We start from the raw sequence: 26951 nt of genomic DNA on the forward strand, positions 1-26951 counted from the left end.
CGTCCTGTTGTCAAGGACTAGAACGTCCCCTCATGATGGGGGCATGGAAATGGGCGAAATCATCAAGCAGCGCAGGGCCGAGCTGGGCATGTCCCAGGCGGACCTGGCCATTGCCGCAGGCGTCGACAAGCGGCAGATCAGGCGGTACGAGGCGGGAGAGCAGCAGCCCGTACTCTCCCTGGCCGTTGCTATCGCCCAGGCGCTGAAGATCACGGTCAACGAGTTGGCGGGCATGCCTTCGCACCGCGTGAACTTGTCCGGCGACTGGTGGATGTCCTGGCAGACGTCGAAGGACGGCGTCGAGGTCATCACCGCTCAGGAAGTCCGCTTCCACCAGCAGGACGAGCTGATCCACCTCGACACGGTCACGCGCGGGATCACGGTCGAAGACGGCGGCTTCATGTGGAACGGTGAACTACGCCTGTGGGACAACGAGATCCTGATGGGCTGGTACGTCGCCAACGAAGGCCCCGTGCGCTCGAAGGGGACTCTGTACTTCGTGCTGCACCCTCACGGCATCCACATGTCCGGCCGCTGGGTCGGTCTCAGCTACGACGGCAAGATCATGACCGGCTGGGGGGCCGCTGCCCGCAGCGAGGAAGCATGCCGCGACCTGATCGCAGCACTCAAGACGGACTAAGGAGTCCCCGTGGCAGACGTTCGACTCTGCGCCGTAACGATCACAGCGCCAGAAGAGGCGTGGCTTGCCGACTTCGTACGCAGCCTGGTGGCCGACCGCTTGTGTGCCGGGGCGCACATCACGTCACCGATCCGGTCCATCTACCGATGGCAGAGCGAAATCTACGATCGCCCCGAGGCTCACGTCACGCTGCACACCAGGGCCGAGCACGTACCGGCGATCATCGCCCGAGCCAACGACCAGCACCCCTACGAAGTCCCGTGCGTCGTCGCCACGGAGATCACGGACGCTGCACCGGATTACGCCGCCTGGATCGTCGAGCAGACCGAACGGCCATGACACCAGAAGCTGTTACGGATTTCTCTACCTCATCAAGGCTCCTCGCTCCGCTCGTCGCGCGCTCCCCGGCTCACCGCCGGGGCCCTGCGCTCCTGTCTCCGCCCCGCGCTGGGCCCCGGCTCCGCCGGTCGCGCAACTAGAGCGAGAGATCCTGACGAGGGGAAGCCGCGGGCAAAGACACGCCTCCGGCGGGGGCGCTCAGACTCCGGGATGGATTGGGCGCCGTTGGCGAGTGCCGGCGGATTCGTGGTGAACGTTGTGGGGCTCCCATCCCGACCACCTCCGACCCAGGCAGAGCCGAGCAGTCGCGGCCCAGGGCGTCAAGGTCGTTCGTACAGTGGCGCGCTCCACCTTGACGCCCTGAACCACGCCCGCTCCACGGTGTGTGGGTCGAAGGCGGACGGGATGGGAGCCGGGGTGAGTGGTGGGTTGAGGACGTGGCGGCGGTGACGAGCTGGCAAGAAGAAGCACCCTCTCGGGCCGTCACTGGGCCGTGAAAGGGTGCTCAAGGTCGACCAACACTGACAACCGTTGACAGCTCAATACCAGGTCAGCGCGTTGATCGAATAGTCAGCCGCAGGTCAGGAACCTGAAGCGTCACTTCTTCGGCTTCTGAGCCGCGCGCGGACGTGACTACTAACTTTTCGCTACCGCAGCCCATGGGTTTGCGCAGCCACTGAGTTAGCGCTGCACCGGAGTATGCTTCCGCTATGGAACCCACCCTCCGGGACGGCGAGGCCGAGGACCGCGCCTTCGACGTGTTCGCCAGGGCCTGCCCCTCGCGTGGCACGCTCGAACACGTCACAGGCCGCTGGGGCAGCCTGACCCTGGGGGCGCTGCACGGCGGTCAGCTGCGCTTCAACGAACTGCGGCGGCGCGTCGACGGTGTCAGCGAGAAGATGCTCTCCCAGACGCTGCACGCCCTGGAGCGGGACGGTCTGGTGCACCGCGAGGCCCAGCCGACCAATCCCCCGCGCGTCGACTACGAACTCACCCCGCTCGGGCGGGAGGTCGCGCAGCGGCTGCTGGATCTGATCCATCTCGTCGAAGGCCGGATGGACGACGTGCTCCTGGCGCGCGGGAGTTACGACGCGGCGCGCGGCGGTCTCTGACAGCGCGGGCAGAAGTAGCTGGAGCGGTTCATCCAGGGGCGTCGGCGCATCGCGGTCCCGCAGCGGCGACAGGGCTCGTCCTCGCGCCCGTATGCGTCCAGTGACCGGTCGAAGTAGCCCGATTCACCGTTCACGTTGACGTAGAGGCTGTCGAAGCTGGTGCCGCCTACGGCCAGCGCGGCGTTCATCACATCGCGTACATGGCCAAGGAGCTCGGCGGTGCGGGGGCGGGTGAAGGACGCCGTCGGACGCTCGTAGTGCAGCCGGGCACGCCAGAGCGCCTCGTCGGCGTAGATGTTGCCGACCCCGCTGATCAGCGACTGGTGCAGCAGCGCGCGTTTGATGGTCGTACGGCGAAGACGCAGCGCCGAGTGGAACGCGTCGTCGTCGAAGGCCGGGTCCAGCGGGTCGCGGGCGATGTGCGCGATGACATCGGGCAGCCCGTCGGGGGAATTCGTGTGGAGCGACAGTCCGCCGAAAGTCCGCTGGTCGACGAAACGCAGCTCGGTGTCGTCCGCGTCGTCGAAAGCGATACGGATCCGCAGGTGCTTCTCGTCCGGTGCGCTGCCGGGCTGGACGAGCAACTGGCCGCTCATGCCCAGATGGCCGAGGACCGAGGTCGCGCCGTCGTCGAGCGGCAGCCACAGGTACTTGCCCCGCCGCCGGGCCACCCCGAACCTGTGCCCTTTCAGAGCGGCGGCGAAGTCCGCGCCGCCCGCCACGTGGCGGCGCACTGCCCGGGGGTGGAGCACCTCGACCGCGGCGACGGTACGTCCGGCCACCCAGCGCTCGAGTCCGCGCCGGACGACTTCGACCTCGGGCAGCTCGGGCACGGCACTCCTCGGCAGTACGGCCGCGGTCCGGGCGGCCGGTGAACACGGACCGCCCGCCCCCCGGAGGGGACGGGCGGGGAAAGCGCCGGCGTCAGGCCGAAGCCGTACCGGCGGCCGGAGCCGAAGGGGCGTCGGCGTCCGCTTCGGGCTCGGGCTCCTCAGGCACTTCGGCAGCGGCCTCGGCCGCCACCGCTCGCTTCTCCGCGGCGGCGCTGATCTCACGCCATGCGGATTCCGCGGCCTGCTGTTCCGCTTCCTTCTTGCTGCGGCCGGTGCCGGTGCCGTACGAGACACCACCGACGCGGGCAGCAGCAGTGAAGGTCTTCTCGTGGTCCGGTCCGGTCTCACTGACCAGATACTCCGGAACTCCGAGGCCTTCGCTCGCGGTGAGTTCCTGGAGGCTGGTCTTCCAGTCCAGGCCCGCACCGAGGTTGGAGGACATCTCGATCAGCGGATCGAAGAGCCGGTGCACCAGCTCCGATGCCGCTTCAAGGCCCTGATCGAGATAGACGGCGCCGATCACCGCTTCAAGGGTGTCGGCGAGAATGGACGCCTTGTCCCGCCCGCCCGTGCCTTCTTCGCCCCGGCCGAGCCGGATGAAGAGACCGAGTTCGAGCCCACGGCTCACCCCTGCGAGCGCACGCGAGTTGACCACCGCGGCCCGGAGTTTGGCCAGCTGGCCTTCCGGGAGGTCGGGGTGGGTGCGGTACAGCGTGTCCGTGACCACCAGGCCGAGCACGGAATCCCCGAGGAACTCCAGTCGCTCGTTGGTGGGCAGACCGCCGTTCTCGTATGCGTACGAACGGTGAGTCAGTGCACGCACCAGAAGGGCGGACTCGAGTCTGTACCCGAGCCGCCCTTCCAGAAGCGTGTGGGACGAGGCATTGTCCGTCTTGTTGACGTCAGACATTGCGCCTCTCACCAGCCGCTCAGACCTCGAGGACCTGGCGCTTGTTGTAGGTGCCGCAGCTCGGGCACGCGATGTGCTGGAGCTTCGGCTCCTGGCAGCGCTCACACGCAACCAGGGTGGGGACCGCAGCCTTCCACTGCGACCGGCGGTGGCGCGTGTTGCTGCGCGACATCTTCCGCTTCGGAACAGCCACGGCTACTTCTCCTGCTTCTCGGCGCCGCGCTCCACTTGAGGCGCAGCATCGTTCACGTTGTCCTTCTCGTCGACCTGGCCGGTCCCGACGAGTCCCTGCAGCGCCGCCCATCGAGCGTCGACGGCGTCATGGTGGTGGCCGGGTTCGTCATCCAGCCTGATTCCGCATTCGGAACACAGACCGGCGCAATCCTCCCGGCACACCGGCTGCATCGGCAGTGCGAGCACCACCGCATCACGCAGCACGGGTTCGAGGTCGAACAAGCCGTCCTCGAGGGGGGTGATTTCCTCGTCCTCGTCCTCGGCACTGTCGACGGGGTCCGCCTTCTTGCTGCGGCCCCGGTCATCGGCGTCAGGGTACGAGAACATCTCCTGGAAATCCGCTTCGAGCTCTCGCTCCAGCGGCTCCAGACACCTTACGCACTCCCCCCGGGCGGTTGAACCGGCGGTGCCTGTGACAAGCACCCCGTCCATGACCGACTCCAGGCGGAGCTGCAGTTCCACGGGGGTGCCTTCCGGCACTCCGATGACCCCTTCTATACCGAGGTCGGCGGGGGCTGCGATCGAGCGGGTAAGCCGCTGGAGCGCACCGGGACGCCGGCCCAGCTCGTGTGTGTCGAACACGAGGGGGTTGCGGTGGTCGAGGCGGGCGTTCAGGGCTCTTCCTGCTTTCGGATCTCTGAGAAACTGCTGGGAATGTGGCGCTGCCGCATCAGAAACGTTCAAAACGGGCAACGGTGATCGCGGACATACGGCGACCGAAGAGCCAGGATACTGGACCGGCCGCCGTAGACCCAATCCGCCCCTTCGGCCCGCTACCGCCCCTGCTCGTATGCGCGCAGCTGGTCGAGGTCGATCATGCTGGTGTCGAAGAGGCTGGTCTCGTCGAGAGCACTCTGCTGCTGTTGCGGCTGCTGCTGCTGATACTGATCGGGCTGCTGGTAGCCGTAGGGGTCCTGCTGCTGGACCTGCTGCTGATAGCCGTACGGGTCCTGCTGGTACGCGTACGGGTCCTGGTAGCCGTAGGGGTCCTGCTGCTGGACCTGCTGCTGATAGCCGTACGGGTCGTATCCCTGCTGGACCGGGATCTCCGGCTGCTGCCCCATGACATCGGGTGGCACCTGCGCCGCCATCGGGGCCTGCTCCATCGGGGCCGGCTCCATCGGGGCCTGTGGCTGGGCCGGAACCGCGGCCTGCGGCTCTGCCAGGTCGGCGAGGAAGTCGGCATCGCTGCTGCGCTGCATACCGAGCTCGTCCTGGGCGGCCATGTGCACTCCGAGGTCGTCCGTGGCGACCCGGCCGTGCAGCTTCTGCCGGCCCCGGCCCACCGCCTCGAGCGTCTTGGCCAGCACCGCCTCGAAGGCACCGAGCTTGGTGTCCACGTACTCGTCGGCCCGTACCTTCAGCGTCTCCGGGTCGTGACTGCGCTCGGGAGCCTCCGGGTCCTCGTATCCCTGCTCGTCCAGCCCAGGGCCGCGGCCGAGGAGCTTCTCCCGGCCCCGGTCGACGGAGCCGATCGTCTTGGTGAGGACGACCTCGAAGTTGGCCAGCTTGGAGTCGACGTAGTCGTCGGCCTCGGCGCGGATCTCGTCGGCTTCCCGGTGCGCCTCGGCGAGAACACGGTCGGCCTCGCCCTGGGACTGCCTGGCGACCTCGGTGTCGGAGACCAGGGAGCCGCGCTGGAGGTGGGCCGCCTCGATGATCCGCTCGGCCTCGCTCCTGGCCTCCTCGACCAGCTGCTCGCGGCCGCCGATCAGCTCTTCGGCCTGCGCCAGCGAACCCGGCAGGGCATGCCGGACCTCTTCGAGCATCGACAGCAGCTCGGCGCGGTTGACCACGCAGGAGGCCGACATGGGCATGGATCTGGCGTTGCCGACCGTGTCGACGATCTCGTCGAGCTTCTTCTGCACGTCCACCGTGTGCTCGCCACCTGTTCTTCCGGCCTGGAGACGGACGGGGACGACTGTACGGCCAGTCGGCGCCCGCCCGACACCTGGTGACGGACTGTCAGTTCATCGCTTCGCGCCGAGGCGCTCCACCAGGGCATCGTGAACCATCGGCGGCAGCAGGTGCGAGACGTCCCCGCCCCAGGTCGCGACCTCCTTGACCAGGCTGGACGAGAGGAAGCTGTAGGTGGGGTTGGTCGGAACGAACAGCGTCTCGACTCCGGAGAGACCGTTGTTCATCTGAGCCATCTGCAGCTCGTAGTCGAAGTCGCTCACCGCCCGCAGGCCCTTCACGATGGCCGGGATGTCGCGCTGCTTGCAGAAGTCGACGAGCAGGCCGTGGAAGGACTCGACCTCGACGTTTCCGAAGTCGGCGGTGACCCGGCGGATCATCTCGATCCGCTCCTCCACGGAGAACAGGCCCTTCTTCGACTGGTTGATCATCACAGCCACATGTACGACGTCGTACAGCTTCGAGGCTCTGCCGATGATGTCGAGGTGGCCATTGGTGATGGGGTCGAATGACCCCGGACATACGGCGCGGCGCAACTGAAGTCCCTCGCTCCCGGGTCCGGTCATCGTGCGTCTTCGCACGTAGAGGCGGCGCGACCGTACCAAAGCGTGCCCTCGCCGTAGCGACGGGCCCGCAACGGCTCAAAACCCTTGGGCCACTTGAACTCTCCGCCTCTGGTGCTCCGTTCCACCGTGACGACGGCATCCTCCGCGAGCCAGCCCTGAGCGAGGAGTGTGAGCAGTATCTCGCGAAGATCGTCATCGGTGACGGCGTAGGGCGGATCGAGAAAGACGACGTCATAGCGGAGTTCGGGCGCGCGGCCTGTCACGATCTGTTCCGCTTTGCCGCTGCGCACCTCCGCTCCGGGGAGACCAAGGGTGCGGACGTTGTCACGTACCGTGGCGGCGGCCCGGCTGTCGGCCTCGACCAGCAGCGCGTGCACCGATCCGCGGGACAGTGCCTCCAGACCGACGGCCCCGGATCCCGCGTACAGGTCGGCGACCCTGGTTCCCTCCAGCGTCCCCAGAAGGGACTCCCAGGTCGAGAAGAGCCCCTCCCGCGCACGGTCGGACGTGGGGCGGGTGCCGTTGCCCGGCGGCACGGCCAGGAGCCGTCCGCCTGCCGTACCGGCGATCACGCGGGTCATCTCGGTCCTTCTCGGGAGTGGGGTCGAGCCTGTCCCGGTCAGTCTCTCAGCCCTTGTCGAGATACCGCTCGCGCTCCTGGTCGAGAAGGGCGTCCAGCGCGATGCGCAGCTCGGGCAGATGCGTCAGCTCGGGATCGGCGGCGACCACCACCGCGGCCTCCTCACGGGCGGCTGCGATGACCTCCTCGTCCTCGATCACCGCCAGCATCCGCAGCGAGGAACGCACACCCGACTGGGCCTGACCCAGCACATCGCCCTCACGGCGCTGTTCGAGGTCGATGCGGGAGAGCTCGAAGCCGTCGAGAGTGGCGGCCACAGCATCGAGTCTGGCGCGCGCGGGGCCGGCCTCATGGGCCTCGCTGACCAGCAGACAGAGACCGGGCGCGGAACCGCGGCCCACCCGGCCGCGCAACTGGTGGAGCTGCGATACGCCGAAACGGTCGGCGTCCAGGATCACCATCACGGTGGCATTGGGCACATTGACGCCGACCTCGATGACCGTCGTCGCGACCAGGACGTCCACCTCGCCGGCGGCGAAGCGGCGCATCACGCCGTCCTTGTCGTCGGGTGCCATCCGTCCGTGCAGCATTTCGATGCGGAGTCCGCTCAGCGGGCCCTTGGCGAGCTGCTCGGCGATCTCCACCACGGCGAGCGGTGGCCTCTTGTCCGCCTCATCGGCCGCCTGCTTCTTCCTGGGCTCGTCCTCGCCGTCCCCGATGCGCGGGCACACGATGTACGCCTGGTGGCCGTTGCCCGCCTCTTCGCGCACCCGTTCCCAGGCGCGTGCCAGGAAATGCGGCTTGTCCTTGGCCGGCACCACGTGGGTGGCGATGGGTGAGCGGCCGGCCGGGAGCTGGTCGAGTACCGAGGTCTCCAGATCTCCGAAGACGGTCATCGCGACGGTACGGGGGATGGGTGTCGCGGTCATGACCAGCAGATGCGGGGGCTGCTTGCCCTTGCCGCGCAGAGCGTCACGCTGCTCCACGCCGAACCGGTGCTGTTCGTCGACGACCACCAGTCCGAGATCGTGGAACTGCACCTTGTCCTCGATGAGTGCATGGGTGCCGATCACCAGTCCGGCCTCACCCGTGACCAGGTCCAGCAGCGCCCTGCGGCGGGCGGCAGCACCCATGGAGCCGGTCAGCAGCACCACCTTGGTGGACTGCTCCGCGCCCCCGAGCATCCCGCCCTCGGCCAGTTCCCCCATCATCTCGGTGATGGATCTGTGGTGCTGCTGGGCGAGCACCTCGGTGGGCGCGAGCATCGCGGCCTGCCCACCGGAGTCGACCACGGCGAGCATCGCGCGCAGCGCGACCATGGTCTTTCCCGACCCGACCTCCCCCTGGAGCAGCCGGTGCATCGGGTGCTCGGTCGCCAGTTCGCCGAAAATCTCCCCGGAGACCTTCAGCTGCCCCTCGGTGAGGGTGAACGGCAGTCTGGCGTCGAAGGCGTCCAGCAGACCGCCCGCCACAGGTCTCCTTGCCACGGCGGGGAGTTGGGCCTCCGCGTGACGCCGCCGGGCGAGAGCGACCTGGAGCACGAAGGCCTCGTCCCACTTCAGACGGTCCCGTGCCGTCGCGACATCCGCCCTGGTCTTCGGTCTGTGCACCTTCAGCAGCGCATCGGGCAGCGTGGTCAGTCCGCGCCCTTCGCGCAGTGCGGCCGGCAGCGGGTCGGCGGCCTCCCCGGCGCTCGGCAGTACCGCGTCGACCGCCTTGGCGATCTTCCAGGACTCCAGCCCCTTGCACGCCGGATAGATCGGGATCAGCTGATTCGCCCAGGCCTCGACGGCCCCCGCGTCCGTGTCGTCGTCCAGCAGTTCGTACGTGGGGTGGGCGAGCTGCAGCTTCTGGTTGAACCTGGACACCTTGCCGGCGAACATCGCCCGGCGGCCCGGCAGCAGGTCCTTGTGGGGCTTGTGGATTCCCTTGCCGAAGAACACCAGTTGCAGGCGGCCGCTGCCGTCGGTGATGTTGACCTCCAGGCGCTTGCCCCGGCCCTGGTTGAACGTCAGGACGCGGGCGTCCGCCACCCGCGCGAAAACGGTGACGTGTTCGTCCAGCGGCAGCTCGGCGAGCTGCGTCAGCTCACCCCGCTCGGCATATCTGCGGGGGTAGTGGTGCAGCAGGTCGCCGACCGTGTGCAGGTCGAGTTGCTCGGCCATCACCTTGGCGGTGGGGGCGCCGAGCGTGTTCTTCAGGGGTTCGTCTAGCGCGGGCACACGGCCCATTGCACACCATGGGTCCGACAGCGGGGGTATTTCCCGGGCGCCTCGTGCGGGCGGCCGGTGGCGGCTACTCCACCCCGATCAGCAGCGGCGCTGCCTGCCGGCCTCCTGGATAGACAACCGTGTCGACGGCCAGATGGCCGTCGCGGACGAATGCCTCCAGCCGCTCGGCGACATCCGGCGGCGCGTCGTCGGCCAGTACCAGGGTGACCAGTTCACCGCCCGCCGCCAGCATCCGCTGGAGTACCGACTCCGCCGTCGTCGCCAGATCGGCACCGATCACCGCCACATCGCCGTCGATGAGGCCGAGCACGTCCCCCGCCTGACAGATGCCGGCCGATGTCCAGGACTGCCGCTCCGCCACGGCCAGTTCGGCGTAACGGGTGGCGCCGGCCGCCGCAGTCATGGCCACCACGTCCTCGTCGAAGCGGCGCTCGGGTTCGTGGACGGCCAGGGCAGCGATGCCCTGGACGGCCGCCCGGGTGGGGATGAGAGCGACCCGTACGCCCTCCGCCCTGGCCTGTTCCGCCGCAGCGGCCGCCGTGTGCCGCAGCTCCGCGTCATTGGGCAGCAGCACCACTTCCCGGGCGTGCGCCCGCCTGATGGCGTCGACCAGTTCACCGCTCGCGGGCAGCTCACCAGGGCGTGCGAGCACCGTGGTCGCACCGGCTTCCGTGCAGAGTCCCGCGAGACCCTCGCCGGGGACGACCGCCACCACCGCGCGCTGGGCCTGCTCCCGCGGCCTGGCCACCACCGAGCCGAAGTGGGTGATCCTGATCCGGTACGGGCGCCCCGCGTCGATGCCAGCCTCCACGGCCGCGCCCGCGTCGTCCACATGGACATGCACGTTCCACAGGCCGTCGCCGCCGACGACGACCAGGGAGTCCCCCAGCCCGTCGAGCCGGGTCCGCAGCCGGGCCACCGCCTCGTCGTCGGCCTCCAGGAGATAGATCACCTCGAAGGCGGGACCGCCCTCGGCCGGGCAGTCGTCGGCGAAGTGCGGCGGCAGAACCGGTGCACTCACCCGTCCACCGGACGCGGGCACCTGCCCCGAGAGCGCACCGACCAGGGTGGCGAGGATGTCGACGAGTCCGCGACCGCCCGCGTCCACCACGCCGGCGCGGCCGAGCACGGCCAGCTGCCCCGGGGTCGCGTCGAGCGCCGTCCGCGCTCCCTCGTAGGCCGCGCGTGCCACCGCGGTGCAGCCGGGGCCGGCCCCGGCCGCCGCGTCGGCAGCCGCGGTGGCCACCGTCAGCACGGTGCCTTCCACCGGGTGCGCGACCGCCTGATACGCCGATTCGGCCGCACGGCGCAGGGATGCGCGCAGCAGTTCGGCGTGATCATCGTCACCCGCGGGAGCGCCGAGCACCTCGGCCATGCCGCGCAGCAACTGCGCCAGGATCGTCCCCGAATTCCCCCGGGCGCCGATCAGTGCCCCGTGCGCCATGGCCCGTACCGCGTCGGCCAGCGCGGGGGCCGACGCCCGTTCGACGGTCTCGTGCGCGGTGAACACCGCTTCCACGGCGGCGGCCGCCGATTCCACCGTCAGATAGAGATTGGTGCCGGTGTCCCCGTCGGCGACCGGATAGACGTTGATCGCGTCGATTTCCTCGCGGTCCCTGCCCAGCGCCTCCAGGGCCAGTGAGCACCAGGTGCGGACCGCGACGGCGTCGATATCGTCGGGGGGCTGCGGCACCTGGAGCCTCCTTGAGCAGCGGGGTTGCATCGCAGCGTAGACCCGGGGGCCCGGACGGGGGGCCGGGAAGCAGGCGGGGTCAACCATGGTAGTTTCGTATCTCCGACGCAGTCGTTGTATGCTGCTTCGGTTGCCCGATGAGAATCGGGCCATTCCTCCGGTACCGCCACTTCAGATAATGATTCCGGCGCGCCGGATTTCACTGTAAGTGCACCTGAAGTCTTTGGAGTGACCCGTGGCTGCCAACTGCGACGTCTGCGGCAAGGGGCCGGGCTTCGGCAACAACATTTCGCACTCGCACCGCCGTACGCCCCGTCGCTGGAATCCCAACATCCAGCGCGTGCGTGCCGTGGTCGGTCGGACGCCGAAGCGGCTCAACGTCTGCACCTCGTGCATCAAGGCCGGCAAGGTCTCGCGCTAACGCCGACGTTTCGTCGTTGCGCAGCCCCTTGCGGTTGCCTTGAAAAGCCGGTCCACCTCGGTGGACCGGCTTTTTCGCGTCCCCTCGGCGTCCATCCGGCCGGGACCTCTCGTCCGGATCGTGCCGGGCGCGCACGCCCTGGCACCGCGCCTCGCCGCGTTGCCGACGACGGCACAGTTCCTCCCCCGGAACCTCGACCGCCCGACCAGGGCGAGGGCCCCAGCTGCCTCCCTCCTCAGCGCTGCGATCCTCCGCCGCGCGATCCCCCGTCATGCGATCAACGGCACCGGAACCCCTCACTGGTCGGGCCCGATCCGGACGAAAGACCTCAGCCGGCGCGGAAACCCCAGCCGTGATCGACCGGCCCGATGCCACCACCGAGTGGGAAGCCCCCGGCGATCGCGCCCGTGACGTATGTCTTCGCCGCCGCGACGGCCTCCGGCACGGTGAGCCCGCGGGCCAGATACGAGGCGACCGCCGAGGCCAGCGTGCAACCGGTGCCATGGGTGTGCCGGTTGTCGTGCCGCGGCGCCCGAAGCCAGTGTTCCTCGGTGCCGTCCGTCAGCAGGTCCACCGCCTCTCCCGCGAGATGGCCTCCCTTGATCAGCGCCCAGCGCGGCCCGTACGACAGCACCGCGGCAGCTGCCCGCGGCAGATCGGCCTCGGATTCCACCTGCACGCCGGTGAGCAGGGCCACCTCGTCGAGGTTCGGAGTAGCGACCGTGGCCGTCGGCAGCAGTTTCGTGCGCACCGCGTCGAGCGCGGATGCGGCGAGCAGCGGATCCCCGTGCTTGGAGACACCCACCGGGTCGACCACCACCGGAGCCCCGGTCGCGGCGAGCAGCGCGGCCACCGTCTCCACCAGCTCGCCCGACGACAGCATCCCGGTTTTCACTGCCTGGACGCCGATGTCGTCGACGACGGCGCGGTACTGGGCCCGCACGGCGTCGGCGGGAAGCTCCCACACACCGTGCACGCCCAGTGAGTTCTGCGCGGTGACCGCCGTGAGCACGCTCATTCCGTGCACGCCGAGCGCCAGCATCGTCTTGAGATCTGCCTGAATGCCCGCGCCGCCGCCGGAGTCGGAGCCTGCGACGGTCAGGACCAGTGGAGGCGTCGTCATGAGGGGTCGTCCCCGAAGTGGTCCCAGCCGCCCTTGCTCGTCCACGGTGCTCCGTCGACCGTCACCTGGGGCAGCGCCGAGGGGTTGAGCACCTCACCGATCACCTTCCAGCGGGCAGGCAGTTTCACGTCCGGCGGGAAGGTCGCCACCATGGCGTGGTCCTCCCCTCCGGTGAGCACCCACTGCAGCGGATCCACTCCGACGGCCTGCCCGATGTCGTTCATCTGGGTGGGGATGTCGATGAGTCCGGCCCGCAGATCGATCCGGACCTTGCTGGCCTCGGCGATGTGACCGAGATCGGCCACCAGGCCGTCACTGACGTCGGTCATCGCGGTGGCGCCGAGCCCGGCAGCCGCGGGGCCCGCGTGGTACGGGGGTTCGGGGCGCCGATGTGCTTCGACGAAGGCGCGCGGCGAGCGGAAGCCCCGGGAGAGGACCGCGTATCCGGCCGCGGACCAGCCCAACCAGCCGGTGACAGCGACGACATCGCCCGGCTGGGCGCCCGCCCTGGTGACCGGTTCGTGGTTGCGCAGGTCGCCGAGGGCGGTGATGGCGACCGTGATCGTCTCTCCCCGTACGACATCGCCGCCGACCACGGCCGCACCCGCGACCTGGCACTCGTCGCGGATCCCGTCCATCAGTTCGGTCGGCCAGGTGGCCGGGAGCTCGGCCGGCACGACGAGGCCCAGAAGTATCGCGGTCGGTACCGCGCCCATGGCCGCGATGTCCGCGAGGTTCTGGGCTGCCGCCTTGCGGCCCACGTCGTATGCGGTGGACCAGTCGCGGCGGAAGTGCCGGCCCTCGAGCAGGATGTCCGTACTCGCCACCACCCGCCGGTCCGGTGCGGCCACGACCGCGGCGTCGTCGCCCGGCCCCAGCCGTACCGCCGGGGTGGTGGTGAGCCGGGAGGTGAGCTCTCTGATCAGCCCGAACTCCCCGAGCTCCCCCACGGTGCCCTTCATTCTTGTGCCCCTTCTGCCCCAGTGCGCTTGCGGTCGCGAGCCATCACTGCTGTAGGTACGGTCAATACGTACGTCAACTCTGTTATCTCTGCGCCCCGAACGCGCGCGGCTGTCGGACGCCGGGGTCTCCCCCTTGCCCGGAGCGACGCGATACCGTGGCGTCCCTTTCCCCCACATGATCCTCGTGGCCGCCTTGGAGGTTCCGTGGTACAGGCGTACATCCTTATCCAGACCGAAGTGGGCAAGGCGACAACTGTCGCCGAGCTCGTCGGCAAGATCCCCGGGGTGATCCAGGCGGAAGACGTGACAGGGCCTTATGACGTGATCGCTCGGGCGCAGGCCGACACGGTCGATGAGCTGGGCCGCATCGTGGTCGCCAAGGTCCAGCAAGTGGACGGCATTACCCGCACGCTGACCTGCCCGGTCGTCCACCTGTAGCCCCCGTCTACGCTGAGCCGGTGACGTTCTCCCGCCATCGGCTCCTGCCTCTTCCCGTCTGCGCACTGCTGCTGGCTGCCGCGGGCTGCTCCTCGGGGGACGACGCGGCGCCCGTCGCGGTTCCCGAGCCGCCCGCGGACCAGGTCGCACTGTGCAAGGCGCTCGACAAGGAGCTGCCGAACTCCGTCGCGGGGAAGTCCCGCAGCGACCCCTCCCCCGGTTCGGAACTGACCGCCGGGTGGGGGGACGCGGCGATCGTACTGCGCTGCGGCGTCCCCCGGCCCGCGAAGATGGACGACCCCCATGCGGACGCGGTCGCCGCGAACGGGGTGAACTGGATGGTGGAGCAGCAGAAGAGCGGCACCCGGTTCACGACCACCTACCGCAAGGCGTACATCGAGGTGACCATGGCGGCGCAGTACGCCCATGACGTCACCCCGCTCTCCGACTTCGCGCACGCCGTCAGCAGGACCGACCCTTCCATCCTCTAGTGCTGTGGCAGGCATCGGCGGGGCGGACGCCGCCTGCCACAGCACCGGACCACCTCCGGGCGGGCGCCGTCAGCGCAAGCCCGTCGGACGGCTCAGCGCCGCCTGGATGAGCTTGTCCACCAGTTCCGGGTAGCCGACACCGCTCTCCTGCCACATCCGCGGGTACATCGAGATCGGTGTGAAGCCCGGCATCGTGTTGATCTCGTTGATGACGAACCCGCCGTCGTCGGTGAGGAAGAAGTCGGCGCGCACCAGGCCCTCGCAGGATGTGGCGTCGAAAGCGGCGACGGCCAGCCGCTGCACCTCGGCGGTCTCCTCGGGGGTCAGCGGCGCGGGCACCAGGCCGTTTGCCGCGTCGATGTACTTCGCCTCGAAGTCGTAGAAGTCGTGCGAGGTGACCGGCGGGATCTCGGCGGGCACGCTCGCCCGCGGCCCGTCCTCGAACTCCAGCACTCCGCACTCGATCTCACGGCCGCGCAGCAGCGACTCGACCAGGATCTTCGGGTCGTGTCGCCTGGCCTCCTCGACCGCGTCGTCGAGACCTGCGAGCGAGTCGACCTTCGTGATGCCCATCGACGAGCCGCCGCGCGCGGGTTTGATGAAGAGCGGCCAGCCGTGCTCGCCGGCGAAGTCCACGATTCTTCTCCGGGCGGCCGCCGGGTCACGGTCCCACTCGCGGGGCCGGATCACCTCGTACGGGCCGACGGGCAGCCCGAAGGAGATGAACACCCGCTTCATGTACTCCTTGTCCTGGCCCACGGCCGAGGCGAGCACACCGGCGCCGACATAGGGCACTCCGGATAGCTCCAGCAGGCCCTGGAGCGTGCCGTCCTCGCCGTACGGGCCGTGCAGCATGGGAAAGACGACATCGACGTCCCCCAGCGCTTTGGGCACCGAGCCCGGCTCGCTGTAGACGACTTCACGGTTCCCGGGGTCGACGGAGAGCACCACGCCGCCCTCGGTGGACTCGGCGAGCGCGGCGACCGTCGGCAGCGTACGGTCGTTGATCGCCATCCGCTCGGGGTCGTCCGCGGTCAGCGCCCAGCGGCCGTCCGTGGTGATGCCGATGGGCAGCACGTCGTACTTCGTACGGTCGATGGCGCGCAGGACCGCGCCCGCGGTCACCACCGAGATGGCATGTTCGGAGCTGCGTCCGCCGAAGACGACCGCCACACGCGGCTTACGACGCTGCTGCTCAGGGTTCTGGGAGGAGTTCTCGCTGCTCATATCGCGTTGAGAGTACCTGCTGGTAGGAATTCAGTCAGCGACGCTCGGCCTTGGCGCTGCGTGACATCAGTTCCTTCAGTGCGACGACCGGCGCCTTCCCGTGATGCACGATGTCCACGACGGTTTCGGTGATGGGCATTTCGACGTGGTGCCGCCGGGCCAGATCGGCCACCGATTCGCAGGATTTGACGCCTTCGGCCGTCTGGCTGGTGGCCGCGATGGTCTCCTGCAGGGTCATGCCCCGCCCGAGGTTGGTGCCGAAGGTGTGGTTGCGTGAGAGCGGCGACGAGCAGGTGGCGACGAGGTCACCGAGCCCGGCGAGTCCGGAGAAGGTCAGCGGATCGGCGCCCATCGCCAGGCCGAGCCGGGTGGTTTCGGCCAGCCCGCGGGTGATCAGTGAGCCCTTGGCGTTGTCACCGAGACCCATGCCGTCGGCGATCCCGACGGCGAGGCCGATCACGTTCTTGACCGCACCGCCGAGCTCACACCCGACCACGTCGGTGTTGGTGTAGGGCCGGAAGTACGCGGTGTGGCAGGCGGCCTGGAGGCGCTGGGCCACTGCTTCGTCCGAGCAGGCGACCACGGCGGCGGCCGGCATCCGGCCCGCGATCTCCTTGGCCAGGTTGGGACCGGTGAGGACCGCGACCCGCTCGGCGGGGACCTTGGCGACCTCTTCGATCACCTCGCTCATCCGCTTGGCCGTGCCGAGTTCGACGCCCTTCATCAGCGACACCAGGACGGTCTCCGACGGCAACAGCTCCGCCCAGTCGGCGAGGTTGGCGCGCAGTGTCTGGGACGGCACGGCCAGCACCGTGAAGTCGGCGCCGCGGGCGGCCTCGATGGGGTCGGTGGTGGCCCGTACCGATGCGGGAAGCTCGATTCCCGGCAGATAATCGGGGTTGGTACGAGTCGTGTTGATGGCGTCGACGAGCCCGGCGCGGCGCCCCCAGAGGGTCACCTCACAGCCCGCGTCGGCGAGGACCATGGCGAACGCCGTGCCCCAGGATCCGTTGCCGAAAACGGCCGCTCGCGTCACTTGGTGCCCTCCCCTGCGGCCTTGCGCCGCTCTTCCGTGCGGGCCTTGCGGTGATCGTAGGGCTCGTCGGGAGCCTTCTCACCGCGCAGTTCCTCCAGCAGGGCGGTGATCGCCGCCATGACTGCCTCGGTCGCCTCCCTCAGCACCTCGGGCGTCGGGTCCTGGCCGTAGAAGCGCGCCAGGTCGACGGGCGGTCCTGCCTTGACCACCAGGGTCTTCCGCGGGAAGAGGCGGATCCGCTTCTCCTTGGCGTACGGCGGCATGGCCAGGTTGGCGCCCCACTGGGCCACCGGGATAACAGGCGCCTTGGTGAGCAGCGCGGCCCGTGCGACCCCGCTCTTGGCAGTCATCGGCCACTGTCCGGGGTCGCGGGTGAGGGTGCCTTCGGGATAGAAGGCCACGCACTGCCCCTGTTCGACGGCCTCCACTGCGGCGCGGAAGGCGCCGAACGCGTTGGAGGAATCGCGGTAGACCGGGATCTGCCCGGTGCCGCGCAGCAGCAGCCCGACACCAGGCACGTCGAAGAGCGCCGCCTTGGCCAGGAAACGGGGGACTTTACCCGTGTTGTACTGGAAGTGCCCGTAGGAGAACATATCCAGATACGAGTTGTGATTGACGGCGGTGATAAATCCGCCGTCATCCGGAATGTGTTCCATTCCGCTCCAGTCCCGCTTGAACAGAACCAGCAACGGCGGTTTCGAAATGACCGCCGCCAGGCGGTACCAGAAGCCGATTCTACGGCCGGACACCCGGACACCTTCCTCTAGGACTCATTGCCCGGTCACCGAACGTCGAGTCTCGCCCCAGGCCCCTGCTCTGTCGAGAACACCGTACGCCCGGCCCGGCCCGTCCGGTATCGCGGGCTCGGGCCACAATAGGACCGATGCCGAACATGGATCGGGCCGCCAACTGGTCCCTGGTCGTACCCCTGAAGCCCTTGGCGCTGGCGAAAAGCAGACTTGCTCCGACGGCGGACGACGAGGTACGCCCGGAGCTCGCTCTCGCCTTCGCCCAGGACACCGTGGCCGCGGCACTGGCTTGTTCTGCCGTGCGGGATGTGGCCGTAGTCACCAATGACGCCCGTGCGTCGGCGGAGCTGGCTGCCCTGGGTGCCCGGATTGTGCCGGATCTTTCCACGACGGGACTCAACGGCGCACTCACGCTCGGAGCGCGTTCGGTGCGCGCGTCGCGCCCCGGAGCGGCGGTGGCCGCACTGAATGCCGATCTTCCGGCGCTGCGTCCCGGGGAATTGCGACGGGTGCTCGACCGTGCAGCAGATTTTCAACGGGCATTTCTGGCTGATGCCGCCGGAATCGGCACAACGTTGCTCACGTCGGCTCCCGGAGTCGAATTGGGGCCGGTTTTCGGCGGCCGCTCCCGGGCGGGGCATTCCGCCTCCGGTGCTGTGGAGATACTGCTGGACGGGGTCGCCTCGGTCCGCCAGGACGTGGACACCGGGGACGATCTGCGGGTCGCTGCCGCGATGGGGCTCGGCCGGTACACATCCCGGCGGTATGGGGCGGCCGGGCTGCGGGGGCCGGGCGGCGGCTGACAGCGCCTCCTGCCCGAGGCTCTAAGCTGCGGCCATGCAGGCGACCGCGTACACATACGACTCCGAGACCCGCAGCGGCAGTGTGCTGCTCGACGACGGCACCCCGGTGGATTTCGACGCCCCGGCCTTCGACGCCGGGGGGCTGCGTCTCCTGCGGCCCGGCCAGCGGGTGCGGATCGAGACCACGGGTGAGGGCGACAGCCGGCACATCACCCTGATCACACTGCAGACCCTCTGACCGCACGTCTTCCGGCGGCTTGTCCTGCCGACGCGCCGCGGGCCGGGCTCCCCAGGGGAGCCCGGCCCGACGCGTGGGTGGCCTGTGCCGCTTACTTCTTCCGTGCGGTGGCCTTCTTGGCGGTGGTCTTGCGCGCCGTGGTCTTCTTCGCGGGCGCCTTCTTGGCCACGGCCTTCTTCGCCGGGGCGGTCTTCTTCGCGGTGGCCTTCTTCGTGGTGGCCTTCTTCGCCGGCGTGGCCTTCTTCGCGGCCGTCTTCGCGGCGGAGCCGGTCTTCTTGGCTGCTGTGGCCGTCTTCTTCGCCGGCGTCGTCTTCTTGGCGGCGGTCTTCGCGGCCGTGGTCTTCTTCGCTGCCGTCTTCTTGGCGGCGGTGGCCTTCTTGGCCGCGGCCTTCTTGACGGCCGTACGCGTGGAAGATCCGCCCGAGAGGCTGCCCTTGGGCGCCTTCTTGACGGCCACATCGTTCTTCGGGAGCTTCTTCGAGCCGCTGACCAGGTCCTTGAAGCCCTGACCGGCGCGGAAACGCGGAACCGAGGTCTTCTTGACCCGTACCCGCTCTCCCGTCTGAGGGTTACGGGCGTAACGGGCCGGGCGGTCGACCTTCTCGAACGATCCGAAGCCGGTGACCGAGACCCGGTCGCCTCCGACCACCGCGCGGACGATGGCGTCCAGTACCGCGTCCACCGCGTCTGCGGCCTGCTGGCGGCCGCCGACCTTGTCGGCAATGGCCTCTACGAGCTGCGCCTTGTTCACGTCTTCCCCTTCGGAGACATTGCCAGAACGAAACTGTTCAGGCTTTTTCGCACGTTAGGCAGATATATACCGCAAATCAAACACGAAACGGTCTAATCACCCTTGTGCCGCAACGAACTGAACCGTCACGGAGATCCACCAAGGGAGTTGCCATCGGGGAATCGACCCTCGTCGAGGTCCTTCATCAACCGATCCAGGCGCGTTGCTGCATCGGTGAGATCGTGCTTCGCCGCGGCCGTGATGACCAACAGCTTCCGGGACAGCGCCATCCTTACGCCCTCCGGGACTTGCAGTTCGCGCACCCTTGTGTGCGCTTCTTTCAATTGTTCGGCGACTTCCGCGTAGAGCTTGAGTTGGTTGTCGCTTCCCATGCGCCGATTGTGCCATCTGGGGCGAGTTGTCGCCCGACGGGGGCTCAACATGCGACTGCGCCCCCTGCCGGTCGGCAGGGGGCGCAGTCTCGAAAAAGCGCTGCTCAGACCTCAATTGTGCGCGGCTTGAAGGCCGGGCGCGCCCCTTCGTAAGCCGTGATGTCCGCTTCGTTCTGAAGGGTGAGGGCGATGTCGTCCAGACCGTTCAGCAGACGCCAGCGGGCGTTCTCGTCGAGCTCGAAGTCCGCCGTCAGCTTTGATCCGTCGACAGCCTCCGCCAGGACCTGCCGGCCCTCCAGGTCCACCGTGATTTCGGCATTCGGGTCGGCGTCGGTGAGGTCCCAGAGCGCGTCCACGACCTTCTGGTCGAGCACCACGGTCAGGAGGCCGTTCTTGAGCGAGTTGCCGCGGAAGATATCGGCGAACCGCGAGGAGATGACGGCCTTGAATCCGAAGTTCTGCAGCGCCCAGACCGCGTGCTCACGCGATGAGCCGGTGCCGAAGTCGGGACCGGCCACCAGCACCGAGGCACCCGCGCGCTCGGGACGGTTCAGGATGAACTCGGGGTCCTTGCGCCAGGCCTCGAAGAGCCCGTCCTCGAAACCGTCCCGGGTGACCTTCTTCAGCCAGTGGGCCGGGATGATCTGGTCGGTGTCGACGTTGGAGCGGCGCAGCGGGACGCCCCTGCCGGTGTGCTTGGTGAAAGCTTCCATGGAAATCAGGCCTCCACGAGGGTCGGGGCGTCGGACAGGTCGGCCGGCGAGGCCAGATGACCCAGCACCGCGGTGGCGGCAGCCACCTGCGGGGAGACCAGGTGGGTACGCCCGCCCTTGCCCTGCCTGCCTTCGAAGTTACGGTTGGAGGTGGACGCGGAACGCTCGCCCGGCGCCAGTTGGTCGGGGTTCATGCCCAGGCACATCGAACAGCCCGCGTGCCGCCATTCGGCGCCCGCGGCGGTGAAGACCTTGTCCAGGCCTTCCTCCACTGCCTGCAGTGCGACCCGCACGGAGCCCGGGACGACCAGCATCCGTACGCCGTCGGCGACTTTGCGGCCCTCCAGGAGAGCGGCCGCGTTCCGCAGGTCCTCGATACGGCCGTTGGTGCAGGAACCTACGAAGACCGTGTCGACCTTGATGTCGCGCAGCGGCTGTCCGGCCGTCAACCCCATGTACTCCAGGGCCTTTTCGGCGGCCAGGCGCTCCGATGCGTCTTCGTACGAAGCCGGGTCGGGGACGCTGGCCGAGAGCGGCGCGCCCTGGCCGGGGTTGGTGCCCCAGGTGACGAAGGGAGCCAGTTCGGCACCGTCGATGAACACCTCGGCGTCGAAGACCGCGTCGTCGTCGGTGCGCAGCGTCTTCCAGTACTCGACCGCCGCGTCCCACTCGGCACCCTTCGGGGCGTGGTCACGGCCCTGGAGGTAGTCGAAGGTGGTCCGGTCGGGGGCGATCATGCCGGCCCGGGCACCCGCCTCGATCGACATGTTGCAGATGGTCATGCGGGCTTCCATCGACAGCTTCTCGATGGCGGGTCCGCGGTATTCGAGGATGTAGCCCTGGCCGCCACCGGTGCCGATACGGGCGATGATCGCCAGGATCAGGTCCTTGGCGGTGACGGAGTCGGGCAGTTCGCCCCCGACCGTGATGGCCATCGTCTTCGGACGGTCCAGCGTCAGCGTCTGGGTGGCCAGCACGTGCTCGACCTGCGAGGTGCCGATACCGAACGCCAGCGCGCCGAACGCGCCGTGCGTGGACGTGTGGCTGTCACCGCAGACCACCGTGGTGCCCGGCTGGGTCAGACCCAGCTGCGGCCCCACGACGTGGACGACGCCCTGCTCGACATCGCCCAGCGGGTGCAGGCGTACACCGAACTCGGCGCAGTTCTTGCGCAGCGTCTCCAGCTGGACACGGGACACCGGGTCCGCGATCGGCTTGTCGATGTCGAGGGTCGGGGTGTTGTGGTCCTCGGTGGCGATGGTGAGGTCGAGGCGCCGCACCGGCCGGCCGTTCTGGCGCAGGCCGTCGAACGCCTGCGGGCTGGTCACCTCGTGCAGCAGGTGCAGATCGATGAAGAGGAGGTCGGGCTCGCCTTCGGCGCGCCTGACGACATGGTCGTCCCAGACCTTCTCCGCGAGTGTCCTACCCATCGCTTTCCCTCCGGCCGGCGTCTTCGCCGGCCCAACTAGAAATCGGGCGTCCCCGTCCGAACCCCCGTACCGGGCGAAAACTGCGAGCCGTTGTACGGCCGCCCCTACAGGTTGGCAAGTTCCCGAGAAAATTGAACTTGCGTTTCACAGAGTGAGACGCGAGTATCGTTGCATGGACAACTCTAGCGGCGTCGGCGTTCTCGACAAGGCAGCTCTGGTATTGAGCGCTCTGGAGTCCGGCCCGGCCACCCTCGCCGGGCTGGTCGCGGCGACCGGGCTGGCACGACCCACGGCACATCGTCTTGCCGTGGCACTGGAACACCACCGACTGGTGGCGAGGGACATGCAGGGGCGCTTCATTCTCGGCCCGCGGCTTTCGGAACTCGCCGCTGCTGCGGGCGAGGACCGGCTGCTGGCGACGGCAGGACCGGTGCTGACGCACCTGCGCGATGTCACGGGTGAGAGCGCTCAGCTCTACCGACGACAGGGCGACATGCGGATCTGCGTGGCGGCGGCCGAGCGCCTCTCCGGCTTGCGGGACACCGTTCCGGTCGGCTCGACCCTCACCATGAAGGCCGGCTCGTCGGCCCAGATCCTGATGGCCTGGGAGGAGCCCGAGCGTCTCCACCGAGGGCTCCAGGGTGCCCGCTTCACGGCGACGGCACTGTCAGGCGTACGGCGCAGGGGCTGGGCCCAGTCCATCGGCGAGCGCGAGCCGGGCGTGGCCTCGGTCTCCGCCCCGGTGCGCGGACCCTCCAACCGCGTGGTCGCGGCCGTCTCGGTATCGGGTCCGATCGAGCGGCTCACCCGGCACCCCGGCCGGATGCACGCCCAGGCGGTCATTGACGCGGCAGGCCGGCTCTCCGAGGCCCTGCGCCGGACCAGCTGACGCCGCGCAGCGCCTTTTTCCTTTCAGCAGGCCGCCCCAGCGTCGTGGCGGCCCCCTTTCCCGGCCGCCGGATCCCGGTCGGCCGCCCCCGGCCCGGTCACTTCGCGCCGGAGCGGTGCGCGAGACGATCCGCCACCGTGCGGCCCCTCCCCCGGACCGGCATCACACCGGTCGCCGCCGGACCGTGCAACGGCACATCGCCGTAGATCGACTCGTACGATCCCCCGGGCACGACGCAGGTCCCGTGCCATGGACGCGACGCAGTACATCCGCGGTGAGCCGGACGGCAGGGTGCAGCCGAGCAGCCCCGGCTCCGGTCTCTGCTCAACTCCCTGAGCATTATCGGCATTGCAAGCAGTACGGGCCTGCGGGCCGTTGCTGGTCTCGCTGCGCAGAGTGGCCCAGGAGGAGGAGTCGGCGCGGCACCACGGACTGTGAACCACCCACGGGGCAACGGGAGATCCGCGAACCCGGCCCGGCCGGCGGGCCGCCGGACAGCCGGCCGCGGCCATGCAAAAAGGCCCTTCACCGAAGTGAAGGACCCTTCCATCCTGTACCCCCGACCGGATTCGAACCGGCGCTACTGCCGTGAGAGGGCAGCGTGCTAGGCCGCTACACAACGGGGGCGTGTACTACAGATGTTGCGCTGGGCTACCAGGACTCGAACCTAGAATGACGGTACCAGAAACCGTTGTGTTGCCAATTACACCATAGCCCATGGTGGAGTACCCCCGACCGGATTCGAACCGGCGCTACTGCCGTGAGAGGGCAGCGTGCTAGGCCGCTACACAACGGGGGCCCTGGCGATCCTGCATCAAGTCCATCGGGTGCGACCCTGATGATCTCGCGGGAAGGATCTGTACCCCCGACCGGATTCGAACCGGCGCTACTGCCGTGAGAGGGCAGCGTGCTAGGCCGCTACACAACGGGGGCTTGTACTTCAAGGTGGTTACTGCTGATCTTGCGCTGGGCTACCAGGACTCGAACCTAGAATGACGGTACCAGAAACCGTTGTGTTGCCAATTACACCATAGCCCACCAAAGCGCAACCCCTTGTCGAGGTTTTGCTCGGATCGCACCGTCCACTCCGGCCTTCCGGCCCGGTCGAGCGGCGCAGGAAGAACATTACCTGAAGGTGGACGGCGCTCCAAAACGGGTATCGCGCCGCAGCAGGGCCGGAAGCTGGTCGAGTCCGGTGATCCGGATCAGCTCGGGCCGGCCGGCCGTGTCCGTACGGTCCAGCCAGACGGCACTCAACCCGGCTGCGAGCGCGCCGACTGCGTCGATATCCGGGTGATCTCCCACGTACACGACATCCGCCGGGGCCAGCCCCATCTCGTCGCACGCGGCGAGGAACGCCTCCGGCCGGGGCTTGGCAAAGCCCAGCTCAGCGGCGCAGACGAGGGCTTCGAAGCGGTCCCGCACACCGAGGACGCGCAGCTTGTGGTCCTGGCTGTGGACGGAGGAGTTCGACAGCGCGCCGTGTCGGTAGTCCGCCGTCAGCAGATCGAGGGCGGGAACGAAGTCGGGGAAGAGCGACCACGCCGCCTCGTAGTGCCCGAGATGCCGGCCGAACCAGTCGTCGGCCTGCGTGTCGCTCAGGTCCCGGCCGACGAACATCCGCACCCGGGCCCTGCGCTGCCCCTGCCAGTCGGTCTCCCCGGCTGAGAACCGGCCCCAGTGCAGATCAGTGATCTCACGCCAACGGGTGAGGGCCTGCTCGACGGAGCCGTATCCGTCGGGCAGGCCCTCGATGTTCAGGTGCGCTCGCATACCGGCGCGGTCGGCGCCGGTGTAGTCGAAGATCGTGTCGTCGATGTCCCAGAGGACGGCGCGTACCGGCATGCTCCGAACGTACCGCGCGGAGCACGTCGGACGCCCCGGGAAGGCGTCCGGGGGGGCGGGTCCGACGGGGCGGGCGGCAGCAGGTGCGACTGCCGCCCGCCCCGGGACACGGCCGGCTATCCCGCCAGCTTCGCCAGCGCGGCGTCGATGCGCTCGAGCGAGCGCTCCCTGCCCAGGATCTGCAGTGACTCGAAGAGGGGCAGACCCACCGTGCGGCCGGTGACCGCGACGCGGACCGGCGCCTGGGCCTTGCCGAGCTTCAGGCCGTGCTGCTCCCCTGCGGCCAGGACGGCTGACTTGAGGGCCTCCGGGCTGGCCCAGTCCGCTTCGGCCAGGTTGGCGCGGGCCGTGGTCAGCAGGGCCACCGGGTCGCCCTTCATGGCCTTGGCCCAGGACGCCTCGTCCTCCACCGGCCGGTCGAGGAAGAGGAAGTCGACGTTGGCTGTGATGTCGGAGAGGACGGTGAGGCGGGTCTGGGCGTACGGCGCGATGGCCTCCCAGGCCGCCCGGTCGAAGCTCTCCTCCGCCCAGTTGGCGTGCGGGGCACGCAGCCAGGGGGTGCAGGCGTCGGTGAAGGTCTTCACGTCGAGCAGCCGGATGTGGTCGGCGTTGATCGCCTCGGCCTTCTTCAGGTCGAAGCGGGCAGGGTTGGCGTTGACGTCCGCGATGTCGAACTTCTCGACCAGTTCGGCGACGGTGAAGATGTCCTTGTCCGCCGAGAAGGACCAGCCCAGCAGGGACAGGTAGTTGAGCAGTCCCTCGGGAAGGAAGCCGCGCTCGCGGTAGAGGTTGAGGGATGCCTCCGGGTCACGCTTGGAGAGCTTCTTGTTGCCCTCGCCCATGACGTAGGGAAGGTGGCCGAACTGCGGGATCCGCTTGGCGACACCGATCTCGATCAGGGCCTTGTAGAGCGCGATCTGCCGGGGAGTGGAGGAGAGCAGGTCCTCGCCGCGCAGTACGTGGGTGATCTCCATCAGCGCGTCGTCGAGGGGGTTGACGAGCGTGTAGAGCGGGGCACCGTTGGCGCGCACGATCCCGAAGTCCGGCACGTTCTCCGGGGTGAAGGTGAGCTCGCCGCGGACCAGGTCGGTGAAGGTGATCGTCTCGTCGGGCATCCGGAAGCGGACGATGGACGTACGGCCTTCGGCCCGGTAGGCCTCGACCTGACCGGCGGAGAGGTCACGGCAGTGCCCGTCGTAGCCCGAGGGCCGGCCGGCCTTGCGGGCGGCGTCGCGGCGCTCCTCGAGCTCGGCGGTGGTGCAGTAGCAGTCGTAGGCGTGACCCGCGTCCTGGAGCTTCTTCGCCACATCGGCGTAGATGTCCATGCGCAGCGACTGGCGGTACGGAGCGTGCGGGCCGCCGACCTCGTCGGGGCCCTCGTCCCAGTCGAGACCGAGCCAGCGCAGCGAGTCGAGCAGCTGCTCGTACGACTCCTCCGAGTCCCGGGCCGCGTCGGTGTCCTCGATGCGGAAGACCATGGTGCCGCCGGTGTGCCGGGCGAACGCCCAGTTGAACAGGGCGGTGCGGACCAGACCCACATGAGGGTTACCGGTCGGCGAGGGACAGAAACGTACCCGGGGGGGCACCTCCTGCTCGAGCGGAGCCGGGTGCTGGGGGGAGTTGGTCGCGTTAGCCACGCTTGATCACCTTGTTGGTGAGAGTGCCGATGCCTTCGATGGTGACGGCGACCTCGTCGCCGATGTTGAGCGGTCCGACTCCGGCCGGGGTGCCGGTCAGGATGACGTCTCCGGGGAGCAGCGTCATGGCCTCGGTGATGTTGACGATCAGATCCTCGATGGAGTGGATCATCTCGCTGGTACGGCCGAGCTGGCGCTGGTCACCGTTGACGGTGGCCTGGATGGTGAGATCGGAGGCGTCGAGTTCGGTCTCCACCCAGGGGCCAAGCGGGCACGAGGTGTCGAAGCCCTTGGCCCTGGCCCACTGCTTCTCACGCTTCTGTACATCGCGGGCGGTGACGTCGTTGGCGCAGGTGTAACCGAAGATGACGTCCTTGACGCGTTCCCTCGGGACCTCGCGGCACATCCGGCCGATGACCACGGCCAGCTCGGCCTCGTGATGCAGCTCGCTGGAGAAGGAGGGGTACTCGATGGCGTCGCCGGAACCGATCACCGATGTGGTCGGCTTGAAGAAGGCGAACGGTGTGTCGGGCACCGCGTTGCCGAGCTCTCCCGCGTGTTCCGCGTAGTTGCGGCCGAAGGCCACCACCTTGTTGGGGAGCACCGGGGGCAGCAGCCGGACCTTGCTCAGCGGGACCTTCGTGCCGGAGCGCTCGAAGTCGGCGTACGGAATGCCCTTGATGATGTCGAGGACGAGGCCGGCTGAGCCGCCTTCGTCCTCGACCACGCCGAAGGCGACATTGCCGTCGATGGAGAATCTGGCGATGCGCAC

The 26951-nt window shown here is 68.7% G+C and carries 30 protein-coding genes and 5 tRNA genes; 9 read left to right on the forward strand and 26 right to left on the reverse strand.

Going from position 1 to position 26951, the window contains the following annotated elements; translation table 11 throughout:
- Window positions 1-43 precede the first annotated feature (43 nt).
- The 3 genes from OHS16_RS07835 to OHS16_RS07845 all read left to right on the forward strand — a co-directional run bounded on the left by OHS16_RS07835 (window position 44) and on the right by OHS16_RS07845 (window position 2091).
- On the forward strand, window positions 44-640 hold the full coding sequence (locus OHS16_RS07835) for a helix-turn-helix transcriptional regulator (protein ID WP_328536452.1): 597 nt from the start codon (window positions 44-46) through the stop codon (window positions 638-640).
- 9 nt (window positions 641-649) lie between these two features.
- Window positions 650-979: a divalent-cation tolerance protein CutA gene (gene cutA, locus OHS16_RS07840; RefSeq protein WP_328536453.1), complete on the forward strand. Its 330-nt coding sequence runs from the start codon at window positions 650-652 to the stop codon at window positions 977-979.
- A 710-nt stretch (window positions 980-1689) separates the two neighbouring features.
- On the forward strand, window positions 1690-2091 hold the full coding sequence (locus OHS16_RS07845) for a winged helix-turn-helix transcriptional regulator (RefSeq protein WP_328536454.1): 402 nt from the start codon (window positions 1690-1692) through the stop codon (window positions 2089-2091).
- On the opposite strand, the gene mutM is transcribed toward OHS16_RS07845, so the two are convergent.
- From mutM to OHS16_RS07890, 9 genes are all read right to left on the reverse strand, one after another.
- The gene (mutM, locus tag OHS16_RS07850; RefSeq protein ID WP_328536455.1) at window positions 2064-2924 is read right to left on the reverse strand and encodes a bifunctional DNA-formamidopyrimidine glycosylase/DNA-(apurinic or apyrimidinic site) lyase; all 861 of its coding nucleotides are present in this window, start codon (window positions 2922-2924) and stop codon (window positions 2064-2066) included. The genes OHS16_RS07845 and mutM overlap by 28 nt on opposite strands.
- Window positions 2925-3015: 91 nt before the next feature.
- Window positions 3016-3834: a ribonuclease III gene (gene rnc, locus OHS16_RS07855; protein ID WP_328536456.1), complete on the reverse strand. Its 819-nt coding sequence runs from the start codon at window positions 3832-3834 to the stop codon at window positions 3016-3018.
- A 19-nt stretch (window positions 3835-3853) separates the two neighbouring features.
- Window positions 3854-4027: a 50S ribosomal protein L32 gene (rpmF, locus tag OHS16_RS07860; protein ID WP_030753522.1), complete on the reverse strand. Its 174-nt coding sequence runs from the start codon at window positions 4025-4027 to the stop codon at window positions 3854-3856.
- A gap of 2 nt (window positions 4028-4029) precedes the next feature.
- Window positions 4030-4683, reverse strand: coding sequence for a YceD family protein (locus OHS16_RS07865; protein ID WP_328540754.1), 654 nt, complete (start codon window positions 4681-4683; stop codon window positions 4030-4032).
- A gap of 158 nt (window positions 4684-4841) precedes the next feature.
- Window positions 4842-5942, reverse strand: a complete 1101-nt coding sequence (locus OHS16_RS07870; protein ID WP_328536457.1) for a cell division initiation protein — start codon at window positions 5940-5942, stop codon at window positions 4842-4844.
- Window positions 5943-6038: 96 nt separating this feature from the next.
- Window positions 6039-6521: a pantetheine-phosphate adenylyltransferase gene (gene coaD, locus OHS16_RS07875; RefSeq protein WP_328540755.1), complete on the reverse strand. Its 483-nt coding sequence runs from the start codon at window positions 6519-6521 to the stop codon at window positions 6039-6041.
- A gap of 26 nt (window positions 6522-6547) precedes the next feature.
- Window positions 6548-7174, reverse strand: a complete 627-nt coding sequence (gene rsmD, locus OHS16_RS07880; protein WP_328540756.1) for a 16S rRNA (guanine(966)-N(2))-methyltransferase RsmD — start codon at window positions 7172-7174, stop codon at window positions 6548-6550.
- A gap of 4 nt (window positions 7175-7178) precedes the next feature.
- Entirely contained in the window at window positions 7179-9362 is a 2184-nt protein-coding gene (gene recG / locus OHS16_RS07885) for an ATP-dependent DNA helicase RecG (protein ID WP_328536458.1), read from the reverse strand.
- A gap of 64 nt (window positions 9363-9426) precedes the next feature.
- The gene (locus OHS16_RS07890) at window positions 9427-11055 is read right to left on the reverse strand and encodes a DAK2 domain-containing protein (RefSeq protein ID WP_328536459.1); all 1629 of its coding nucleotides are present in this window, start codon (window positions 11053-11055) and stop codon (window positions 9427-9429) included.
- 235 nt (window positions 11056-11290) lie between these two features.
- Here OHS16_RS07890 and rpmB point away from each other — a divergent pair, with 235 nt between their 5' ends.
- Complete coding sequence (gene rpmB / locus OHS16_RS07895; RefSeq protein ID WP_015036441.1) at window positions 11291-11476, forward strand: 50S ribosomal protein L28; 186 nt, start codon at window positions 11291-11293, stop codon at window positions 11474-11476.
- A gap of 328 nt (window positions 11477-11804) precedes the next feature.
- On the opposite strand, the gene thiD is transcribed toward rpmB, so the two are convergent.
- On the reverse strand, window positions 11805-12599 hold the full coding sequence (gene thiD / locus OHS16_RS07900; protein ID WP_328536460.1) for a bifunctional hydroxymethylpyrimidine kinase/phosphomethylpyrimidine kinase: 795 nt from the start codon (window positions 12597-12599) through the stop codon (window positions 11805-11807).
- On the reverse strand, window positions 12596-13561 hold the full coding sequence (locus tag OHS16_RS07905; protein ID WP_328536461.1) for a thiamine-phosphate kinase: 966 nt from the start codon (window positions 13559-13561) through the stop codon (window positions 12596-12598). Before OHS16_RS07905 ends, thiD begins: the two co-directional genes overlap by 4 nt.
- A 204-nt stretch (window positions 13562-13765) precedes the next feature.
- On the opposite strand from OHS16_RS07905, the gene OHS16_RS07910 reads away from it, so the two are divergent.
- On the forward strand, window positions 13766-13999 hold the full coding sequence (locus tag OHS16_RS07910; protein WP_328536462.1) for an Lrp/AsnC family transcriptional regulator: 234 nt from the start codon (window positions 13766-13768) through the stop codon (window positions 13997-13999).
- A gap of 20 nt (window positions 14000-14019) precedes the next feature.
- Entirely contained in the window at window positions 14020-14490 is a 471-nt protein-coding gene (locus OHS16_RS07915) for a DUF3515 domain-containing protein (protein WP_328536463.1), read from the forward strand.
- A 69-nt stretch (window positions 14491-14559) separates the two neighbouring features.
- Here the strand turns inward: OHS16_RS07915 and OHS16_RS07920 are convergent, their stop codons facing one another.
- From OHS16_RS07920 to OHS16_RS07930, 3 genes are read right to left on the reverse strand one after another with little or no spacing between them, the layout of a single operon-like run.
- Complete coding sequence (locus tag OHS16_RS07920) at window positions 14560-15717, reverse strand: D-alanine--D-alanine ligase family protein (RefSeq protein WP_328536464.1); 1158 nt, start codon at window positions 15715-15717, stop codon at window positions 14560-14562.
- A gap of 34 nt (window positions 15718-15751) precedes the next feature.
- Window positions 15752-16753 (reverse strand): NAD(P)H-dependent glycerol-3-phosphate dehydrogenase, encoded by a 1002-nt coding sequence (locus OHS16_RS07925; protein WP_328536465.1) that lies wholly within the window; start codon window positions 16751-16753, stop codon window positions 15752-15754.
- Window positions 16750-17502, reverse strand: a complete 753-nt coding sequence (locus OHS16_RS07930; protein ID WP_328536466.1) for a lysophospholipid acyltransferase family protein — start codon at window positions 17500-17502, stop codon at window positions 16750-16752. The genes OHS16_RS07925 and OHS16_RS07930 overlap by 4 nt, the downstream gene beginning before the upstream one ends.
- A 134-nt stretch (window positions 17503-17636) precedes the next feature.
- Between OHS16_RS07930 and cofC the strand changes: the two genes are divergently transcribed.
- The gene (cofC, locus tag OHS16_RS07935; protein WP_328536467.1) at window positions 17637-18305 is read left to right on the forward strand and encodes a 2-phospho-L-lactate guanylyltransferase; all 669 of its coding nucleotides are present in this window, start codon (window positions 17637-17639) and stop codon (window positions 18303-18305) included.
- A gap of 34 nt (window positions 18306-18339) precedes the next feature.
- Window positions 18340-18543, forward strand: coding sequence for a hypothetical protein (locus OHS16_RS07940; RefSeq protein ID WP_328536468.1), 204 nt, complete (start codon window positions 18340-18342; stop codon window positions 18541-18543).
- 91 nt (window positions 18544-18634) lie between these two features.
- Here the strand turns inward: OHS16_RS07940 and OHS16_RS07945 are convergent, their stop codons facing one another.
- The 4 genes from OHS16_RS07945 to leuC all read right to left on the reverse strand — a co-directional run bounded on the left by OHS16_RS07945 (window position 18635) and on the right by leuC (window position 21808).
- Window positions 18635-19294: an HU family DNA-binding protein gene (locus tag OHS16_RS07945; RefSeq protein WP_328536469.1), complete on the reverse strand. Its 660-nt coding sequence runs from the start codon at window positions 19292-19294 to the stop codon at window positions 18635-18637.
- A gap of 125 nt (window positions 19295-19419) precedes the next feature.
- Window positions 19420-19665: a hypothetical protein gene (locus tag OHS16_RS07950; RefSeq protein WP_328536470.1), complete on the reverse strand. Its 246-nt coding sequence runs from the start codon at window positions 19663-19665 to the stop codon at window positions 19420-19422.
- A 104-nt stretch (window positions 19666-19769) separates the two neighbouring features.
- On the reverse strand, window positions 19770-20378 hold the full coding sequence (gene leuD, locus OHS16_RS07955; RefSeq protein WP_328536471.1) for a 3-isopropylmalate dehydratase small subunit: 609 nt from the start codon (window positions 20376-20378) through the stop codon (window positions 19770-19772).
- Window positions 20379-20383: 5 nt separating this feature from the next.
- A complete protein-coding gene (leuC, locus tag OHS16_RS07960) occupies window positions 20384-21808 on the reverse strand; it encodes a 3-isopropylmalate dehydratase large subunit (protein WP_328536472.1) in 1425 nt (474 codons plus the stop codon).
- Between the two features lie 172 nt (window positions 21809-21980).
- Here leuC and ndgR point away from each other — a divergent pair, with 172 nt between their 5' ends.
- Entirely contained in the window at window positions 21981-22697 is a 717-nt protein-coding gene (ndgR, locus tag OHS16_RS07965; protein ID WP_328536473.1) for an IclR family transcriptional regulator NdgR, read from the forward strand.
- A 554-nt stretch (window positions 22698-23251) separates the two neighbouring features.
- On the opposite strand, the gene OHS16_RS07970 is transcribed toward ndgR, so the two are convergent.
- From OHS16_RS07970 to OHS16_RS08005, 8 genes are all read right to left on the reverse strand, one after another.
- Window positions 23252-23324 (reverse strand) — tRNA-Glu (locus OHS16_RS07970).
- A 19-nt stretch (window positions 23325-23343) separates the two neighbouring features.
- Window positions 23344-23415: transfer RNA gene (locus tag OHS16_RS07975), tRNA-Gln, on the reverse strand.
- A gap of 8 nt (window positions 23416-23423) precedes the next feature.
- A tRNA-Glu gene (locus OHS16_RS07980) sits at window positions 23424-23496 on the reverse strand.
- Window positions 23497-23557: 61 nt separating this feature from the next.
- A tRNA-Glu gene (locus OHS16_RS07985) sits at window positions 23558-23630 on the reverse strand.
- 33 nt (window positions 23631-23663) lie between these two features.
- Window positions 23664-23735 (reverse strand) — tRNA-Gln (locus OHS16_RS07990).
- 87 nt (window positions 23736-23822) lie between these two features.
- A complete protein-coding gene (locus OHS16_RS07995) occupies window positions 23823-24542 on the reverse strand; it encodes an HAD family hydrolase (RefSeq protein WP_328536474.1) in 720 nt (239 codons plus the stop codon).
- 116 nt (window positions 24543-24658) lie between these two features.
- On the reverse strand, window positions 24659-26179 hold the full coding sequence (gene gltX / locus OHS16_RS08000) for a glutamate--tRNA ligase (protein ID WP_328536475.1): 1521 nt from the start codon (window positions 26177-26179) through the stop codon (window positions 24659-24661).
- Window positions 26172-26951: a fumarylacetoacetate hydrolase family protein gene (locus OHS16_RS08005; RefSeq protein ID WP_328536476.1), complete on the reverse strand. Its 780-nt coding sequence runs from the start codon at window positions 26949-26951 to the stop codon at window positions 26172-26174. Before OHS16_RS08005 ends, gltX begins: the two co-directional genes overlap by 8 nt.

Origin of the sequence: Streptomyces sp. NBC_00344 (genome assembly GCF_036088315.1) — a bacterium.
Taxonomy (GTDB): Bacteria; Actinomycetota; Actinomycetes; order Streptomycetales; family Streptomycetaceae; genus Streptomyces.

What these genes read in the sequence shown, in the direction of transcription:
- OHS16_RS07835 (WP_328536452.1), top strand. Translation starts at nt 44, where the DNA reads ATGGAAATGGGCGAAATCATCAAGCAGCGCAGGGCCGAGCTGGGCATG.
- OHS16_RS07845 (WP_328536454.1), top strand. Translation starts at nt 1,690, where the DNA reads ATGGAACCCACCCTCCGGGACGGCGAGGCCGAGGACCGCGCCTTCGAC.
- rnc (WP_328536456.1), bottom strand. Translation starts at nt 3,834, where the DNA reads ATGTCTGACGTCAACAAGACGGACAATGCCTCGTCCCACACGCTTCTG.
- recG (WP_328536458.1), bottom strand. Translation starts at nt 9,362, where the DNA reads ATGGGCCGTGTGCCCGCGCTAGACGAACCCCTGAAGAACACGCTCGGC.
- thiD (WP_328536460.1), bottom strand. Translation starts at nt 12,599, where the DNA reads ATGACGACGCCTCCACTGGTCCTGACCGTCGCAGGCTCCGACTCCGGC.
- OHS16_RS07905 (WP_328536461.1), bottom strand. Translation starts at nt 13,561, where the DNA reads ATGAAGGGCACCGTGGGGGAGCTCGGGGAGTTCGGGCTGATCAGAGAG.
- OHS16_RS07920 (WP_328536464.1), bottom strand. Translation starts at nt 15,717, where the DNA reads ATGAGCAGCGAGAACTCCTCCCAGAACCCTGAGCAGCAGCGTCGTAAG.
- cofC (WP_328536467.1), top strand. Translation starts at nt 17,637, where the DNA reads ATGCCGAACATGGATCGGGCCGCCAACTGGTCCCTGGTCGTACCCCTG.
- OHS16_RS07940 (WP_328536468.1), top strand. Translation starts at nt 18,340, where the DNA reads ATGCAGGCGACCGCGTACACATACGACTCCGAGACCCGCAGCGGCAGT.
- OHS16_RS07950 (WP_328536470.1), bottom strand. Translation starts at nt 19,665, where the DNA reads ATGGGAAGCGACAACCAACTCAAGCTCTACGCGGAAGTCGCCGAACAA.
- leuD (WP_328536471.1), bottom strand. Translation starts at nt 20,378, where the DNA reads ATGGAAGCTTTCACCAAGCACACCGGCAGGGGCGTCCCGCTGCGCCGC.
- leuC (WP_328536472.1), bottom strand. Translation starts at nt 21,808, where the DNA reads ATGGGTAGGACACTCGCGGAGAAGGTCTGGGACGACCATGTCGTCAGG.
- ndgR (WP_328536473.1), top strand. Translation starts at nt 21,981, where the DNA reads ATGGACAACTCTAGCGGCGTCGGCGTTCTCGACAAGGCAGCTCTGGTA.
- OHS16_RS07995 (WP_328536474.1), bottom strand. Translation starts at nt 24,542, where the DNA reads ATGCCGGTACGCGCCGTCCTCTGGGACATCGACGACACGATCTTCGAC.